17 protein-coding genes are annotated in these 14,100 nt (G+C 68.5%); 11 read left to right on the forward strand and 6 right to left on the reverse strand.

The genetic code is table 11. From position 1 onward, the window contains the following. Nucleotides 1-37: 37 nt before the first annotated feature. The 5 genes from KZI27_RS06035 to KZI27_RS06055 all read left to right on the forward strand — a co-directional run bounded on the left by KZI27_RS06035 (nt 38) and on the right by KZI27_RS06055 (nt 4,795). Entirely contained in the window at nt 38-1,069 is a 1,032-nt protein-coding gene (locus tag KZI27_RS06035; protein ID WP_222659914.1) for a Gfo/Idh/MocA family protein, read from the forward strand. 3 nt (nt 1,070-1,072) lie between these two features. Continuing rightward, a complete protein-coding gene (locus KZI27_RS06040; protein WP_111084937.1) occupies nt 1,073-1,942 on the forward strand; it encodes a sugar phosphate isomerase/epimerase family protein in 870 nt (289 codons plus the stop codon). Beyond that, complete coding sequence (locus KZI27_RS06045; RefSeq protein WP_222659916.1) at nt 1,939-3,051, forward strand: transaldolase family protein; 1,113 nt, start codon at nt 1,939-1,941, stop codon at nt 3,049-3,051. The genes KZI27_RS06040 and KZI27_RS06045 overlap by 4 nt, the downstream gene beginning before the upstream one ends. After that, nucleotides 3,048-4,265 (forward strand): Gfo/Idh/MocA family protein, encoded by a 1,218-nt coding sequence (locus tag KZI27_RS06050; RefSeq protein WP_222659918.1) that lies wholly within the window; start codon nt 3,048-3,050, stop codon nt 4,263-4,265. The genes KZI27_RS06045 and KZI27_RS06050 overlap by 4 nt, the downstream gene beginning before the upstream one ends. Before the next feature lie 122 nt (nt 4,266-4,387). Next, nucleotides 4,388-4,795 carry a tautomerase family protein gene (locus tag KZI27_RS06055; protein WP_222659920.1) on the forward strand — a complete coding sequence of 136 codons (408 nt, stop codon included), beginning with the start codon at nt 4,388-4,390 and terminating at the stop codon, nt 4,793-4,795. Between the two features lie 131 nt (nt 4,796-4,926). Here the strand turns inward: KZI27_RS06055 and KZI27_RS06060 are convergent, their stop codons facing one another. Next, nucleotides 4,927-5,685 (reverse strand): GntR family transcriptional regulator, encoded by a 759-nt coding sequence (locus KZI27_RS06060; RefSeq protein ID WP_123313299.1) that lies wholly within the window; start codon nt 5,683-5,685, stop codon nt 4,927-4,929. A gap of 105 nt (nt 5,686-5,790) precedes the next feature. Then, the gene (locus KZI27_RS06065; RefSeq protein ID WP_222659921.1) at nt 5,791-6,459 is read right to left on the reverse strand and encodes an exonuclease domain-containing protein; all 669 of its coding nucleotides are present in this window, start codon (nt 6,457-6,459) and stop codon (nt 5,791-5,793) included. 44 nt (nt 6,460-6,503) lie between these two features. On the opposite strand from KZI27_RS06065, the gene KZI27_RS06070 reads away from it, so the two are divergent. From KZI27_RS06070 to KZI27_RS06090, 5 genes are read left to right on the forward strand one after another with little or no spacing between them, the layout of a single operon-like run. Further along, nucleotides 6,504-7,061, forward strand: coding sequence for a hypothetical protein (locus tag KZI27_RS06070; RefSeq protein ID WP_222659923.1), 558 nt, complete (start codon nt 6,504-6,506; stop codon nt 7,059-7,061). A gap of 9 nt (nt 7,062-7,070) precedes the next feature. Then, nucleotides 7,071-7,280: a hypothetical protein gene (locus tag KZI27_RS06075; protein ID WP_222659925.1), complete on the forward strand. Its 210-nt coding sequence runs from the start codon at nt 7,071-7,073 to the stop codon at nt 7,278-7,280. Between the two features lie 59 nt (nt 7,281-7,339). Beyond that, nucleotides 7,340-8,413: a redox-regulated ATPase YchF gene (gene ychF, locus KZI27_RS06080; protein WP_222659927.1), complete on the forward strand. Its 1,074-nt coding sequence runs from the start codon at nt 7,340-7,342 to the stop codon at nt 8,411-8,413. Nucleotides 8,414-8,437: 24 nt separating this feature from the next. Then, nucleotides 8,438-9,883, forward strand: a complete 1,446-nt coding sequence (locus KZI27_RS06085; protein ID WP_222659928.1) for a GTP pyrophosphokinase family protein — start codon at nt 8,438-8,440, stop codon at nt 9,881-9,883. A 3-nt stretch (nt 9,884-9,886) separates the two neighbouring features. Then, the gene (locus KZI27_RS06090) at nt 9,887-11,077 is read left to right on the forward strand and encodes a hypothetical protein (protein ID WP_261784113.1); all 1,191 of its coding nucleotides are present in this window, start codon (nt 9,887-9,889) and stop codon (nt 11,075-11,077) included. Nucleotides 11,078-11,366: 289 nt separating this feature from the next. Here the strand turns inward: KZI27_RS06090 and KZI27_RS06095 are convergent, their stop codons facing one another. After that, nucleotides 11,367-11,633 carry a HepT-like ribonuclease domain-containing protein gene (locus KZI27_RS06095; protein ID WP_222659930.1) on the reverse strand — a complete coding sequence of 89 codons (267 nt, stop codon included), beginning with the start codon at nt 11,631-11,633 and terminating at the stop codon, nt 11,367-11,369. Between the two features lie 116 nt (nt 11,634-11,749). After that, nucleotides 11,750-12,214 (reverse strand): XRE family transcriptional regulator, encoded by a 465-nt coding sequence (locus tag KZI27_RS06100; RefSeq protein WP_222659932.1) that lies wholly within the window; start codon nt 12,212-12,214, stop codon nt 11,750-11,752. 102 nt (nt 12,215-12,316) lie between these two features. Here KZI27_RS06100 and KZI27_RS06105 point away from each other — a divergent pair, with 102 nt between their 5' ends. Beyond that, a complete protein-coding gene (locus KZI27_RS06105; RefSeq protein ID WP_222659934.1) occupies nt 12,317-12,781 on the forward strand; it encodes a phage tail protein in 465 nt (154 codons plus the stop codon). 80 nt (nt 12,782-12,861) lie between these two features. On the opposite strand, the gene KZI27_RS06110 is transcribed toward KZI27_RS06105, so the two are convergent. Together KZI27_RS06110 and KZI27_RS06115 are read right to left on the reverse strand one after the other, a co-directional pair. Beyond that, entirely contained in the window at nt 12,862-13,149 is a 288-nt protein-coding gene (locus tag KZI27_RS06110) for a hypothetical protein (RefSeq protein ID WP_131845315.1), read from the reverse strand. 273 nt (nt 13,150-13,422) lie between these two features. Next, the gene (locus KZI27_RS06115) at nt 13,423-14,034 is read right to left on the reverse strand and encodes an HD domain-containing protein (RefSeq protein WP_222659936.1); all 612 of its coding nucleotides are present in this window, start codon (nt 14,032-14,034) and stop codon (nt 13,423-13,425) included. Between the last annotated feature and the right edge of the window lie 66 nt (nt 14,035-14,100).

The following is a 14,100-nucleotide window of genomic DNA, read 5'->3' on the forward strand; positions in this document are numbered from 1 at the left end:
CCGTCCACGCAGCGTCATCTACCCCAGGAGCACCGCCATGAGCACCACTGACAACCTCCGCGTCGCCGTCGTCGGCGCGGGCGCCATGGGCAGCGACCACATCCGTCGCATCACCTCGACCATCGCCGGCGCCGACGTCGTCGCCATCGTCGACCCCGACAGCGGCCGCGCGACCGCCGCCGCGGCGAAGGCGCCCGGTGCGATCACCGCAGCGTCGTTCGAGGACGCACTCGACGCCACCCCGATCGACGCCGTCATCGTCGCGACGCCGGGCTTCCTGCACGAGCCGGTCCTGGTGCCGGCGCTCGAGCGCGGCCTGGCCGTCCTGTGCGAGAAGCCGCTCACCACGTCGGCCGAGGACTCCCTGCGGATCGTCGAGCTCGAGCAGCAGCACGCCGACCGCCCGAGGATCCAGGTCGGCTTCATGCGCCGCTTCGACAAGGGGTACCAGGAGCTGCGTGCCCTGCGGGAGTCCGGTGCCAACGGCGCCCTGCTCGCGCTGCACCACGCGCACCGCAACCCGACCACACCGCCGAACTTCAGCGAGTCGATGCTCATCCACGACTCGGTGATCCACGAGATCGACATCATCCCGTTCATCACGGGCGAGGCGATCACGAGCGTCGAGGTGAAGAAGCCCCGCAAGAACTCGCTCGCGCCGGCCGACCTGCCCGAGCCGCAGTTCGTGCTGTTCACCACCGAGTCCGGCACCATGGCGATCGTCGAGATCAACGTGAACGCCCAGTTCGGCTACCAGGTCACGACCGATGCGGTGTTCGAGTCCGGGGTCGCCTACATCGGCCGCGAGACCTCGTTGAACCTCGTTTCGCAGGGCGTCTCCGGCCAGGGCGTCACCCCGTCGTTCGTCGAGCGCTTCGGTGCCGCCTACGACGAAGAGGTGCAGCGCTGGGTCGACGCCGCGCGGGCCGGCGGGATCGACGGGCCGAGCGCCTGGGACGGGTACACGGCGTCGGTCGTCGCCGAGGTCGCCGTGCGTGCGCAGCAGTCCGGTGCGCTCGAACCGATCACGTACGCGACCGCGAAGCCCGCCTTCTACGAGACGGCCTGATCGATGCCGAAGATCGCACTCGACCCCACGCCCTACCACCACGACCTGTCGCTGCTGGAGTTCCCGCAGAAGGTCGCCGACCTCGGCTACGAGTACCTGCAGCTCACCCCGCACAAGGACTTCATCCCCTTCTACCGGCACCCCACGGCCGACGACGACCTCGTCGACGCGTTCGCCGCGGCGTGCACGACGGCCGGGGTGCAGGTCGCATCGGTCCTGCCCGTCCTGCGCTGGGCCGGTCCGGACAAGGAGGCCCGCGAGGCCGCCGTCAAGAAGTGGAAGCGGGTCATCGAGATCACGAAGCGCCTCGGCGTGGACACGATCAACACGGAGTTCTCCGGCCGCCCCGAGCGCGCCGAGGAGTCCGAGGACCAGTTCCACTGGGCGATGGAGGAACTGCTGCCGATCATCGAGGACTCCGGCATCCGGGTCCTGATCGACCCGCACCCCGACGACTTCGTCGAGGACGGACTCGAGGCGCTCCGGGTGATCCGTGGCCTGAACTCGAAGAGCATCGGCTTCGTCTACGTCGCCTGCCACACGTTCCACTACGGCGGCAACATGGACGAGATCATCGACGCCGCGGGCGACTCCCTGCAGCTCGTGCACGTCGCCGACGCCTACGACCACCACCGGTCGCACGGCCTGCGCTACATCACGAACCCGCCCGGCAACCCGGTCCGGGTGCACCAGCACCTGCCGGTCGGGCAGGCGGACGTCGACTTCGACGCCTTCTGGGCCGCCCTCGACCGGGTCGGCTTCACGGCGCGCGAGGACACCGTCGCGGTGTCGAGCGTCTTCGCGGAGGACGAGAACGCCGACCAGGTCTCGCGCTTCCAGCTCGACACGATCAAGAAGGGACTCACACGATGACCGACACCCTCGAGACCACGACGCCCACCGGCGCCGACACCCGACCCGTCACGCTGCAGGCCGCGTCGCAGGCCGTGACCGCCCTGTGGAACGACTCCGCCGACCCGCGCGAACTGTCGACCGCGATCCACGAGTACGGCGCCGTCGGGGCGACCTGCAACCCGGTGATCGCGTACACGTGCATCAAGCAGGACCCGGAGACCTGGGTGCCGCGCATCCGCGAGATCGCCGCCGAGCACCCGACGGCGGGGGAGTCCTGGATCGGTTGGAAGGCCGTCGAGGAGCTCTCCATCGCCGCGGCCGAGCAGCTGCTGCCCGCGTTCGAGGCATCCGGCGGCCGCAACGGCCGCCTGTCGATGCAGACCGACCCGCGGTTCCACCGTGACGCCGACGCCCTGGTCGAGCAGGCGGTGCGGTTCTCGCAGCTCGCCCCGAACATCATCGTGAAGATCCCCGCCACCAAGGTCGGCATCGCCGCGATCGAGGAGGCCGCGTACCGCGGTGTCTCGATCAACGCGACCGTGTCCTTCACGGTGCCGCAGGTCGTGGCCGTCGGCGAGGCCATCGAGCGTGCGCTCGACCGTCGTGCCGCCGACGGGCTGCCCGACCAGGAGTTCGGCCACGTCGTCACGCTGATGGCCGGCCGGTTCGACGACTGGCTGAAGACCGTCGTCAAGCGCGACCACGTCCTGGTCGACCCCGGCATCCTCGAGTGGGCCGGCGTCGCCGCGGTGAAGAACGCCTACCGCGTGTTCCAGGAGCGTGGTTTCCGGTCGCGCGTGCTCGTCGCCGCCTTCCGCAACGCGCTGCAGTGGTCGGAGTTCCAGGGCGGCGACCTCGTCGTCTCGCCGCCGTTCCAGTGGTCGAAGGACATCAACGCGAACGCGTTCCCGTTCCGTCCGGACGCCATCGACGACGAGGTGCCGGTCGACGTCATCGCAGCCCTGCGCGCCGCGACCCCTGAGTTCGCGCGCGGCTACGACGTCGACGGCATGACGATCGACGAGTTCGACCGGTTCGGCGCCACGGTGACGACCCTGCGCCAGTTCCTCGACGCCGACGCGCAGCTCGACGCCCTGGTCCGCGACATCATCGTCCCCGCCGCATGACCGCCGGGAACACCGTCGCGCCGGACACCATCGGCGTCGGCCTCATCTCGGTCGGCTGGATGGGGCGGCTGCATTCGCGGGCCTACCGCGCCCTGCCGGACCACTTCCCCGAGCTCGGCGTGCAGCCCCGGCTCGTCGTCGCCGCCGACCCGATCGAGGCCGCTCGCGACCAGGCCGTCACCCGCCTGGGCTACGAGCGGGCCGTCGCCGACTACCACGAGGTCCTCGCCGACCCGGCCGTCGACGTCGTCTCGATCTGCTCGCCGAACTTCCTGCACCGCGAGATGGCGGTCGCTGCTGCCGAAGCAGGCAAGCCGTTCTGGATCGAGAAGCCGATGGGCCGCTACGCCAGTGACTCACGCGAGATCCACGAGGCCGTGCAGCGCGCAGGCGTCATCACGAGCGTCGGGTTCAACTACCGGCACGCGCCGGCGATCGAGCGGGCGCGCGAACTCGTCCGCAGCGGCCGCCTCGGTCGGATCACGAACGTGCGGGGTTCGTTGCTCGCCGACTACTCGTCCGACCCCGCGGCGCCGCTGACCTGGCGCTTCGAGCGGGAGCGTGCCGGTTCGGGCGTGCTCGGCGACCTGCTCTCGCACGGCCTCGACCTGGCGCAGTACGTCGTCGGTCGGATCGCCAGCGTGAGCGCCCTCGCCGAGACCTTCATCCAGGAGCGCCCGAAGCCGGCCGCGGGCATCGTCGACCGGAGCGCCGCAGCCACCGGTGCGCTGGGCAGCGTCGAGAACGAGGACTACGCCGCCCTGCTCTTCCGCTTCGAGGACGGCGCCGTCGGCACCATGGACTCGAGTCGTGTCATGCGGGGACCGCACGCCGAGTACACGCTCGAGATCTACGGCACCAAGGGGTCGGTGCGGTGGGACTTCCAGCGTCTCAACGAGCTCGAGGTGTACCTCGACGGCCAAGAGGTGGACGGCTACGCCACGCACTACGTCGCCGCGGGCGACGGCGAGTTCGCGCGCTTCCAGCCCGGCGCCGGCACGGCCATGGGCTACGACGACCTGAAGACGATCGAGGCCGCCCAGTTCATCGCGAGCATCCGTCGCGGGGAGCAGCTCGCCCCGTCCGTCGCCGACGGACTGGCCGCAGCGTCCATCGTCGAGGCGGCGGAGGCGTCCCTCGCCGACGGTGCGTGGCACGACGTCGCGCGCGTCGACGGGCCGCTCACCTACGCGGCGGCGACCCCCGTGCTCTAGACGGTCGCGGACGACGGACGGGAGGCGCGGTGCCAGCTGGCACCGCGCCTCCCGTCCGTCTGTTGCTGGGTCTCGATCCATGTTAGTTTGTCAGGACAAAGTCCCGAACTGCAGGAGGCACCATGCCGCTCGTCCGTATCGACCTCGCCACCGGCCGCACGCCGCAGGCGGTGCGCGCCATCGCCGACGCCATCCAGCAGGCCATCGTCGACGTGTACGCGATCCCCGTGCGCGACCGGTTCCAGGTGATCACCGAGCACCCGGCGCAGCAGATCATCGCCGAGGACGCCGGCCTGGGGTTCGAGCGCACCGAGGGTGTCATCGTCATCCAGGTCTTCACGCAGCGCGGGCGCACCGACGAGGCGAAGACGACGCTGTACGCGGCCATCCACGACGCCCTGGCGGCGATCGGTGTCGCCTCCGAGGACGTCTTCATCGGCTACGTCGAGAACGGCCCGCAGGACTGGTCGTTCGGCTTCGGACGTGCGCAGTACGTGACCGGCGAGCTCGGCGTGCCCTCCCTCGCCTGAGCGCCTGACCCGTCCCGCCGAGGTTCCGAAATCTCGGCATCTCGAGGCGTTCAGCGGCAGTTCGTGGAACCTCGGCGTCACGCGCGCGGCGGTTCGTGGAACCTCGACGTCACGCGGACCGCGCGGACTTCCTACTTGTCGACGAGGGTGACCTCGAACGAGTAGCGGTCGGGGCGGTAACAGTGCACGCCGTACTCGACCGCGCGGCCCGAGGCGTCGTACGCGGTGCGGCTCATCGTCAGGACGGGGTCGCCGTCCTCGATCTCGAGCAGACCGGCCTCTTCGTCGGTGACCGCGCGGGCGCCGATCCGCTGCTTCGCCACCCGCATCGTCACACCACGACCGCGGAGCAGCTGGTACAGCCCGTGGTCCTGCAGGTCCTGGTCGGTGATCTCGAGGAACTCCGGCGGCAGGTAGTTCTCGAGGATCGCCATCGGGACGTCCTCGGCGAACCGCACACGGCGGATGTGCGCGACGGTCGTGCCGGGCTCGACGCTCAGCGCGGCTGCGACGTCGTCCGGAGCCGGCACGTCGTTGCGCTCGAGGAGCTTCGTCGCCGGCGCCTGCGACCCCTGGGCCAGGTCGTCGTACAGGCTCGTGAGCTCGACCTTGCGGGTCACCGGGCCGTGTACGACCTGCGTGCCGATGCCGCGGCGGCGGACGAGCAGCCCCTTGTCGACGAGGTCCTGGATCGCCCGACGGATCGTCGGTCGGGACAGTCCGAGGCGCTCACCGAGCGCGATCTCGTTCTCGAGACGGGCGCCGGGCGGCATCACGCCGGAGCGGATCGACTCCTCGATGCGCGAGGCCACCTGGAAGTAGAGGGGCATGGGACCCGACCGGTCCAGGTCCATGAACAGGTCGGACGGCAGCTGGCCTTCGTTGGTCATCGCGGTCCTTCACACGTGCGGAGATGCCGGCGTCGGTGCCGACGGCATTGTCGTGACAATACCACCGGGAATGTGGCACCCCGGCCGCGCGCAGCGGGCGTTGCGTCAGTCGGCGAACACCATCGGACGGTTTGACAGCCGCGGCTGCGGCGTCGACGCCTTGGGCTTCTCGGCGCGGGCCCGGACCGGGGCGATCGCCACCCGGGTCGCCGCACCCAGGGCCTCGACCGTGTCGGTGCCATGGTGGCCGGCAGCATGGATGACGATCGCAGCACATGCCTCGGCATCGGCGGCGGCGTCGTGGTGCTGGAACCCCTCGAACCCGGCGGCCATCGCGGCGACCGGCAGGCGGTACGAGTCGAGCGTGTAGGTCTTGCGGGCGACCGCCAGGGAGCAAAGCGAGTGGTGCTCGGCCAGGTCGATGCCCGTCGCGGAGCAGCCACCGGCGATGACGCCCATGTCGAAGCGGGCGTTGTGGGCCACCAGCACGTCACCCTCGGCGAAGGCGACGAGGTCGGGGTACTGCTGCTCCCACGTCTTCGCCCGGACGACGTCCTCGGCGACGATCCCGTGGATCCGCGTGTTCCACTCGAGGAACGCGTCGTGTCCGAGGGGCGGGCGGATGAACCACGATGCCCGGTCGACGACCCGGCCCGCGCGGACCTTGACGAGTCCGACGGAGCACGCACTGGCGGGCGAGCTGTTCGCGGTCTCGAAGTCGATCGCGGTGAAGTTCAACGGCACGGTCCCGATCGTCGCACGGGGTGCCGACATCCCCCTCCGTTCCCGTCGGCGTTGCGTGTGGCTACTCTCAGCGCATGGGGAACGATGCCGACTGCCGTCCGCTCGTCCTGGTGCTCGCCGGTGCCGGCTACGGGCAGCAGGCGCCGCTGCTCTGGTGGACGAGCGAGATCGCCGCCGCGGCCGGGTGCGAGGTCGTCGCGCCACGCTGGCACGTCGACGACGCTGCCGGTGTCGATCCGGTCGGGTTCGTCGAGACCGCTGTCGCCTCGGCGCTGGGGGACCGGCTGCCCGACCTCGTCGTCGCGAAGTCGTTCGGCTGCTTCGCCCTGCCCTGGGCGCTCCGCAACGACGTCCCCGGGGTCTGGCTGACGCCGGTCCTCACCCACGACGACGTCGCGGCAGCGCTCGCCCGCGCGACCGACGCGCACGACGCGATCGGGGGTGGAGACGACACCATGTGGCGGCCGGAACGCGCGTCGGGGACCAGGGCGCGCCTCCGGACCGTCGCCGCTACCGACCACTCGCTGCAGGTGCCGGGCGACTGGCGGCGATCGCAGCGGCTGCAGGCCGATGTCTTCGACGTCGTCGAGCGGCGCATCACGGCCCTACGGCGCCGGATGCCGACGGACTAGGTTCGGCGCATGGGGGAACCGCAGGACATGGACGAGCTGCTGGCACAGGCGGAGCGCGTCGACGCAGTGCCGCACACCGCACGGCGTGCCGTCGCGTTGGCCGCCGCACTCCTCGCGGCCGGTGCCGCCGTCGCGATCGTGGCCACCGGATCGGCCCGTGGCCTCCTCGCCGCGATCCTGTGGCTGATCACGCTGGGCGGGTCGCCACCGCTGGACTGACGGACGGACTGGAGGCCCGGGTCGGCTCCGACAGGTCGCCGCCGGTAGGCTGACCTCCCGTGGCACTCACCATCGGAATCGTCGGTCTCCCGAACGTCGGCAAGTCGACCCTGTTCAACGCCCTGACCAAGAACCAGGTCCTCGCCGCGAACTACCCGTTCGCGACGATCGAGCCGAACGTCGGGGTGGTGAACCTGCCCGACTCGCGGCTCGACCAGCTCGCCGAGCTCTTCCACTCGGAGAAGACCGTGCCCGCGCCGGTATCGTTCGTCGACATCGCCGGCATCGTCAAGGGTGCGAGCGAGGGTGAGGGGCTCGGCAACAAGTTCCTCGCCAACATCCGCGAGGCCGACGCCATCGCGCAGGTCGTCCGTGGCTTCACCGACGACGACGTCGTGCACGTGGCGAACAAGGTCTCCCCGAAGGACGACCTCGAGGTCATCAACACCGAGCTGATCCTCGCCGACATGGAGACCATCGACAAGGCGCTCCCGCGGTACGAGAAGACCGTGAAGCTCAAGCAGGCCGAGCCGATCGTTCTCGAGACGGCTCGCGAGGCCCGTGCCGCGCTCGAGCAGGGCACCCTGCTGTCCGCGACGAAGATCGACCTCGCGCCGATCGCCGAGCTCGGACTCCTGTCCGCCAAGCCCTTCATCTTCGTGTTCAACGTCGACGAGGCGATCCTGACCGACGACGCCCGCAAGGCCGAGCTGGCCGCGCTCGTCGCCCCGGCCCAGGCTGTCTTCCTCGACGCCCAGGTCGAGTCGGAGCTCATCGACCTCGACCCCGCCGACGCCGCCGAACTGCTCGAGTCGACCGGGCAGTCCGAGTCCGGACTCGACCAGCTCGCACGCATCGGATTCGACACCCTCGGGCTGCAGACCTACCTGACGGCCGGTCCGAAGGAAGCCCGTGCGTGGACGATCGGCAAGGGCTGGAAGGCTCCCCAGGCTGCCGGCGTCATCCACACCGACTTCGAGAAGGGCTTCATCAAGGCCGAGGTCATCTCGTTCGACGACCTGGTCGAGACCGGCTCCATCGCCGAGGCCCGCGCTGCCGGCAAGGCCCGGATCGAGGGCAAGGACTACGTCATGCAGGACGGCGACGTGGTGGAGTTCCGCTTCAACAACTGACCTCAAGCTTGACGAGCGATCGGTATGCTCAATTTCGAGCAACGTTCCTTGGGGGGAAGATACGTGACCGCGAGCGTAGAGATCGATTACACGAACTGGGACTGGCTTCCCCGTGCGGCTTCGGAGTTCCAGGCGTACCTCGTTCGCCTGCTTGCTGAGCAGACGATAAAACCGCACGATGTGTCGGCACGGGCAAAGTCGATCGCCTCGTTCCAGCGGAAAGCTGCGAAGCCGTACGAGGATCCTGTCGGCGAGATCACGGACACCGTCGCAGTACGGGTCATCACGTTCTCGATCACCGATCGAGATCGGATTGCGGAGATCATCAAAGACCGCTTCGTCGTGAAGCCGGGCGAAGACCGCAACCCGGGTCTTGAGAAGAGCGAGCGTCGCCGCGGCTACGACTGCTGGCACATCGTCATCACGGGGGAGAAGCAGCCAGAGTCTGGCTGGCTGATCGAGCGGGGCGACCTGAGTCGGTACTTCAACACGTTCGGCGGTCTGGAAGTGCAGCTGCGAACGGTGGCTGCCCACGCCTGGGCGGAGTTCGAGCACGCTCGCCGCTACAAGGGACGTTCCTACAATGCCGTGACGGAACAGGATCGAGAGACCATCGATCAACTGTTCGGCGCGGCCTCCGATGCTCGGCGCGCCCTCGACGAAACCTTTGTTGCCATCGACAGGATTCTGGCGCATCCAACGTCCTCGGCTCCCCAACCGGAGCTCGACGAAGCGGTAAACCTCGACGAGGGCCGTGCGGAATCCGAGAACGCGCCACCTGGGCCGGACGGTGTCTCCGACGCCGAGGTTGCTGATCTTCTTCATCGCCAATTCCCGGGCGACAAGGAGGCTTCCGAGAGCGGCATGCGTTTCGCCCGCGAGTTGCTATCCGCGGTGGGGTACACGAGCGTCCAAGCGATCGAGGATGATCTGCTCTCGATCGACAGTGATCAGGTGCGCTCCCTGATGGACTACGAGGTGCCGGTCACCAGGGTGCGTCGGCTCGACGACGACCTCCTGTCGCTGCACGGAGAGAAGTACATCCGGCTCACCGCAGACCTTGGCAACGTTCGCTCTCGGGCGAAACAGCTCGAATGGCGCTTCGATCGTCTGCGCGGGAAGACGGGCTACTCCCGGTACTCGCTCGAGGGCTCGGATTGCCCTCCCGAGCTGCTCTCGAAACTCCTCCCTGGGGCAGCAGCGGTCCGGGCCGTGGTCGTAGCCGTGAGTCGGGTCGCGGGTCCCGGGGCGGCCGTCATGCCTGACATCGTCAGCCTTCGAGACGACCTGCCCAAGTGGACCCGTGCCAAGGCGGTCGATCTTGAGGACGGCGAGGTGCTCTACGTCGCCACGAACCTCAACAGGGAAGCGTCGGAGCGGATCATCTCGGACCTGTTGTCGTCCAACTCCGAGGTGGACCTGCGAGTCATCAAGGACGGACGCGCTCTGCTCAGTCCTTCGATTGCCTGACCGATGTCGTTCGGCCGCAGCGTCTTCGTTCCGAGCGCGAGTACCGAGCTGTCGAGCTGGTGGGCGCATCTCGCCGCGAAGTGGTCCTGGGATGATCCGACCCTGCTCCTGGGCCTCGTCACGATTGCTGTCACCGCACTCATTCCGATCTTCTTGTGGCGGCTCGGGTCGCGGCAGGCGGAGCGCGACGCTCTCCTGAACAAGTCCCAGGCTGCCACTCTCGAACGACAAGAGGGCATCCTTCGGCGACAGCGACGAGACTCGCTCCTCGAGATCGTCGGCCGCTCGTCGGACGCAGCGCACATCTCGCTCCTGTGGCGAGAGGTCGGTGAGTACGACGATGGAGACCGCGAACTCCTCCTCTCGGTATTCCGAACCAATCCTTCGCTCGCTCTTCCCGGCACGTCGTTCGGCGTTCGGGTGGAGGGCCGCCTCGACGACGTCATCGTGGAGCAGTACGTCAACGGGCTCGAACGTCGCTACTCGGAGGACGCCAGCGGGTATCGATCCTTTCCGGGACTCCTCGACTTTCTCGTGGCGGCGAGGGAACAAGGAACCCGAGTTGATGCATCTAGGATCACATCGCTCGTGACTGGCCAGGCTTCTGAGCATCAGCGTCCTGGGCACAGTTTCTTCCGCGCGTTGGTCGGAGTGTTCCCTGAGAGTGCGAGTGGATTGCTCAGGGCGGTGGAGGGCATCGACTCTCGCAGCGCGGGTGGCCTGCGACTGAACGTCCTCACGGGGACGCTGTTAGCGGTGAAGGACGCGGACCTAGGGCGACTTGGGCCTCGATCCGTCCCCCGCGACCGTGCCGTGGCGGAGCTACGTAGTTCACTGCCTGTTGCACTCGCTACCCTGATTCATCGAGATAATTTGCGGTCCTTTGATCGCTGGTCGCTCAGCGGGTCGACAGAACCCGTCACAGCCACCGTCGCCTGGCTGATCAGGGCTGTTGGTTGGCTGAGTGACACTGACGATCACCTCGCCATGCGCATGACGCAGAACCTCGCCGATGCGATCCGCTCCGCGTCACGCGCCGCAGACACCCGCGGGTGGGGAATCGACGACGAAGACGTTCGAGTCGGCTTTGATCGGATCAAGCGCATCCAGCCGTACCTGTGGGCCGAGTACGGTCCCGAACTTGAAGCCGCTGCCAGTGCCGTCGGCGCGTGGCGAGAACGTCCAACGAGTTGAGGGCTCCCTACCCAGCCGCCCCATTACCTGTCAGATGCTGGTGACCTCGGCGAAAAGTGAGCTAGCGGGTCCGTCCTCTCGAGCCTGGAATGGACTCAGCTTCGATGGACGGTCATTTGCACTGCAGGGGCACTTCTCCGGAGCCGACGTCCCGTGATCCGACGATGCTCGTCAATCCCGGAGATCCGGCCGTGGTCGGCCTGAGTCTGATGCTGGGCGTCGCCAGGATCAGCGAGAGCCTCGCCGAGGGCGAACGCGACCGATGGGACGGCACCCGCCCTTGGCGCACTCAGTCCACCAGCGCGAGAATGACAGCCGGGATCCGATGCTCGATCGCATCCCAGACGATCTCCTTCCGCGCCTTGCGATAGTCGTGCGACAGGATGTTCCGGGTCTTCCGGACGGCGGCGAGGGACAGGTCGGACGGCAATCGCGCTTCGCGTCCCGTGGGCACACGTCCGAGCAGGTCGTCGAAGTGGATGATGACGGCCTCGGCTGCACGGTAGGTCAGACTGCGCGGTGCTCCGAACTCGTCTCGACCGCGCTCGACGATCATGGAGCACTCGGCGAGCAGGTCGTGGAAGCTGTCCTGCAGCAACGGCCAACGCTCGCGGACAGCGCCGTCGGCGTCTCCGTCGGCGCGCGGACGCGGCGTGAAGCGGTGCTCGGGAGTCACAGTGGCACGGCCTCGGTGAGGACGTGCGCGAAGTGCGCATCGTCTTCGAGGTCGTCGGTGAGCACGTCGACCTCGAAGCCGGTGATGGCCTCGACCTCGTGGGCGAAGCCGCCGAGGTCGAACAGGGATGCGGCAGGGGTCAGGTGCACGAGCAGATCGATGTCGCTGTACTCGGTGTCCTGCCCGCGGAGCGTGGAACCGAAGACGCGAACGTTCTCGAGGTGGAACCGCTCCGCCTCGTCGAGGATCGCGTCGGCGTAGACGGCGAGAGGGATGCTCGGACGCGTTTGCGCAGCAGCGAGGATTCGCTGGAGCGACTCGAGCCGCGGCTGCTTGCGTCCGCTCTCGTACGCGGAGATGGTCGGCTGCTGCATCCCGGCGGCGGCGGCGAGGCTGGTCTGTGAGAGGCCCAGGTCCTCGCGGGCAGCGCGGATGAGTTGTGCTGCGCGTTCGACTCGCATGAGCACCTCCTCTATAGCTCTCGACTATAGATGCTTCGCGCTCGCTCGGGAAGGTGCGCGGTGGACTAGATTCGGCTCGTCCGAGCGCTCGAGGAGGCCCCCATGTCGTACGTCGTCGACTTCGTGAACGTGACCACGGTGGGTCTGGAGTCCTCGCCGGTCGCCGATGCACTCGCCGGGCTCCGGGCCAACGAGGCGCGGTACTTCGCGAACAAGTACGACCACGTGTTCACCACGCATGCCGCAGCTGACGTGCCGGACCTCGTCGAGTCCGTGCGCCGGGTGCTCGAGGAGGAGCGCGGGCTGGTCATCGCGTCACCACCGCTCGAAGCCACGGAAGCGCTCGTCGACGGTGTGCGATGGACGTACGTGTTCTACGAATCCGGTCTCGCGATCAACGTGCTCTACACGCTGGAGCCGGGCGGCAAACGCGCGGTCGGCTTCAAGCTCTCCGACGGCATGGAGGTCCCCGAGGAGCTCGCCGACAAGTTCAAGTTCGCACGGCAGAAGTCGAAGCTCGCCGGCACGATCCGCGGCTCGTTCTTCGTCGTGAAGGGCGAGTACTGACGCACCACGCACCACGCACCACGCACGACGAAGCGCCGCCGGGATAGCCCGGCGGCGCTTCGCGTTCGTCCTGGTGGAGCCTAGGCCGCGAGGGCCATCTCGCCCGCCTGCACGGACTGAGCCTGCAGCAGGGTGCGGCTGGCCTCGCCCGCCCAGGAGCGGCCCGGGACGGTCCAGCCGGCCTCGCCGACGGCGTCCAGACGGGTGCCGCGGGTGACGAAGGTCTGCAGGTCGTCGGCCGCGATGCGGACGAGGTACTCGCGCTGCGAGCGGTCGTCACGCACGGGGAACTCGGCGATGCGGTCGGGGGTGATCGTCGGGGCCGCGAGTGCGGTCCCGAACACGGTGATTCGTTCGTTGCTGGTCATGGTGCTGTACTTCCTGGTCATTCGGCGCCAGGGCGACTCGGTGTCGGCGGACGTCTCAGTCCGGCGCGACGCATCGAGTGCGGGGCGCGCACGTCGAGTTTCAACGTGCTGCTGATCCGTTCGGATCGAGCGGTGGTCTCGCTTGGAATGCGACTCGGGTGAGTCGGTGTCGAGACGTTGGTGTGCGCGAGTCAGATGGGTTCGCGGCAGTGCACCAACCAAGAACTATACGCACTCGAGGCGAAGAAGTCCAGCGATGGCCGGAAAGACGGCTCAGGACGCCAGGAACGCGTCCCAACGGGCGGCTCCGGCAGCCACGTTGCCGGAGCCGTCGAGTCGTCCAGCGGCGGAGGCCGGCTTGCGCGAAGCCTGCGCGTGGATCAGTTCGTCGAACGAGCCGGAGAACCCGAGGCGGGGCAGTGCGGTGGCGACGGCGTGCAGGTCGTCGGTGGACCACCGGGAGAACCCGGCACCGGAGACGTCGAGCGAGGTGGCGACCTCGAGCAGGTGCCCCTCCACGTCCAGCGCGGGGTCGACGGAGGTCCACATGTGCCGCTCGATGACCTCACCGACGCGTCGAGCGCGGGCTGCGTCCCACCCGGCGCCGAGGGCGAAGACGGAGCCCACGGCGCCGCCGGCGTCTTCGAACGGTACGGCGTGGGCGTCGAACGACGGTGTCACGCCGAGGTCGTGCAGCATCGTGGCGACGAAGAGCAGCTCGCGGTCGGGCTCGAGGTCGACGGTCGGGGCGAGCAGGACCGCCCACGCCCACGAGCGCAGGCAGTGGTTCACCAGCGCGGGGGAGGACCAGGTGCGGACGGCGTCCAACGCCCGTGCGGCGACGGGGGAGGGCGGGGTGAGCAGGGCTTCGACGTCGAGCGGCATGGCACGACAGTAGCGCTGCGACGGAGCCGTAACGGCGCGGAAACGTGCCGGGCCCGAGCCGGAAAC

The organism is Curtobacterium sp. TC1 (assembly GCF_019844075.1).
Classification (GTDB): domain Bacteria; phylum Actinomycetota; class Actinomycetes; order Actinomycetales; family Microbacteriaceae; genus Curtobacterium.